Annotated in this window: 5 protein-coding genes; all 5 read right to left on the bottom strand. The window is 66.4% G+C overall.

Annotation, left to right across the window (positions count from 1 at the left end; translation table 11 throughout):
- Window positions 1-354, bottom strand: a 354-nt coding sequence (locus tag PYV61_RS24800; protein WP_275836559.1) for a hypothetical protein, incomplete at its 3' end; no start/stop codon positions are given.
- Window positions 351-686, bottom strand: coding sequence for a head-tail adaptor protein (locus PYV61_RS24795; RefSeq protein ID WP_275836558.1), 336 nt, complete (start codon window positions 684-686; stop codon window positions 351-353). The genes PYV61_RS24795 and PYV61_RS24800, both read right to left, overlap by 4 nt.
- Window positions 687-1,007 (bottom strand): head-tail connector protein, encoded by a 321-nt coding sequence (locus tag PYV61_RS24790; protein WP_275836557.1) that lies wholly within the window; start codon window positions 1,005-1,007, stop codon window positions 687-689.
- A complete protein-coding gene (locus tag PYV61_RS24785) occupies window positions 1,004-1,315 on the bottom strand; it encodes a hypothetical protein (RefSeq protein WP_275836556.1) in 312 nt (103 codons plus the stop codon). The genes PYV61_RS24790 and PYV61_RS24785 overlap by 4 nt, the downstream gene beginning before the upstream one ends.
- Window positions 1,316-1,414: 99 nt before the next feature.
- Window positions 1,415-1,961, bottom strand: a 547-nt coding sequence (locus PYV61_RS24780; RefSeq protein WP_275836555.1) for a phage major capsid protein, incomplete at its 5' end; no start/stop codon positions are given.

Raw genomic sequence — 1,961 nt, 5'->3', positions numbered from 1 at the left:
CCGGCCACGACTTGATCGAAGGCTGCCGTTCACGCGCCGCCGGCGCTGGACGAGCACCGTCTGCGCCCTGCGGCCGAACTCGATGATGCGCCCGTAAAACGTGTTGCTCTGGCCGGAGCGGAACCCTGCGCGGAACAAGCCGATGCGCACTCTCAGCTGCTCGGCCAGCATGCGGAAGCCGAGCGCGCCCTTCAGCCGCCCGGTGTCCACCGGCACAGCGTTGCGCTGAAGCGCGTTCACGTCCCGGGCGATAATGCCGAGCTCAACAACCATCTGCTCGTGCGCGGCCGTCGGCATCTTGGCCAGAAAGCCGTGCGCCTCGGCCAGCCCCTGCACCTTGTCGGCGGCGCTCACGGCAAGGTCGCCTGGCTGTCAGCGATGATGACGAGCGACTCGCGGTGTCCGCTTTCGTCCTCGGCCGAGCGGATATTGAGCTTGCGGCCGTCGGCAAGCCGGACCTGCCAATCGGTGCGGAGGTCGGCCCGCCAGCGCAGCACGATCCGGAACACGGATACGCCGGTCTGCACCTTCTCAAGCAACGCCTCGCGCCCGCCCAGGCTCGTCACCTCACAGGCGACATTGACCGCGGCGTCCTCGTAATCTGCACGATATCCCGAAGGCGTCTCGACCTCGACAGGGCGGCACAAGGCAACCCGGTGGCGAAGGCGACCAGCAGCAAGCGCCACTTACTCCTCCGGCCACTTCTTCAGCTTTTCGAAGATCCAGCTGACGGACAGCGGATACTCGGCCGCAGGCCGGCCCTCCACCGGGGAGGCTTCGCGATTGACGTACCATTGACCGATCAGCAGCAGCATCGCCTGGTTCGCCAACGCGAGCCGCTTATCCACCAGAGTTGCGCCCTCGCCTTCGAAGGTGCGCTCGGTTGCCTCCTCGACCGCGGCGATCGCCGTGTCGAGTAGCAGCTGCAGATAGCCGTCTTCGCTCGTCGGGCCCGCATCGAGACGCAGGTGGGCGCGGATCTCCGCGAGCCCGACGATCGTGATCACTCGGCCAGGCTCCGGACGTATGCGACCGCGTCTTCGTGGCTGTCGACCAGGCCGGCGCGCTCGAGGCGCTCGATCTCTTCTTCGTCGCCATAGAAGAGGTCGTTCACCTCAAAGCCTTTGAAGGCGAGGATCACGCGGGCGGGAACGTCCCCGCTCGGCTGATTGGCAGTCTCGTCCTGCTCGAGCTGGTCGTCCTGATTAACAGGACCGGAGCTGGACTGATCGCCCGCCGCGGGCAGGGCGGTGTTGGCAGCAGCCGCAAGGGCCACCGCCGCGGTGCCTGCAGGCACCGGCGTACGCTTCGTCATGGATCGTCTCCTGGGTGGAGGAATGAAAGGACAAGTGGGTCCCGAGCTGCTCTTGCACTTCGGGTGAGGTCCGGAGCCGAAGATCCGGACCGAGCCGGCTTACGAAGCCGAGTGCTGGGACACCTTGATCGGCGCGCCCGCAGACACGAGGCGGCCATCGTGGCGCGACCAGGCGAGAAAGCCGATCTGGCCCTTGGTGACGAAGGCGCTGTCGTCGAAGCGGAACAGCGTGACGTTCATCACGTCGCGGATCATGTACTGCGACATGTCGCCGAACAGGACCGACTTGGCATTGGCGGCCATCGTCGCCATCGCCTGGTTGATCCGGTAGCGGTAGCCCAGGAAGGTGTCCGGCTCCTTCGTGGAGAAGCCCGGCAGCCAGAGCGGCCGACCCTCCGCGTCCTTCATCTTCTTGAGGAAGCGAAGGGTGGTGTCGTGGAACATCCAGCCAACACCCGGCATTGCGCGGTACGCGGGATCGATCGAGTGCTCGAGATCGATCAGGTCGTCCGTGAGGAGCGAGGTGGCCTGGCCGGTCACGCCCGCCTTGCCAACCGCCGCGGCGGTGACGATGCCCTGCGGCTGGTTCACCCCGGTGCCGGTGGTGAACAGGCGGTTGGTGATCCGCGCGATGCGAGTCGCCAGC

It is taken from the genome of Roseisolibacter sp. H3M3-2 (assembly GCF_029211165.1).
Classification (GTDB): Bacteria; Gemmatimonadota; Gemmatimonadetes; order Gemmatimonadales; family Gemmatimonadaceae; genus Roseisolibacter.
This window is presented reverse-complemented; position numbering and strand designations above follow the sequence as displayed.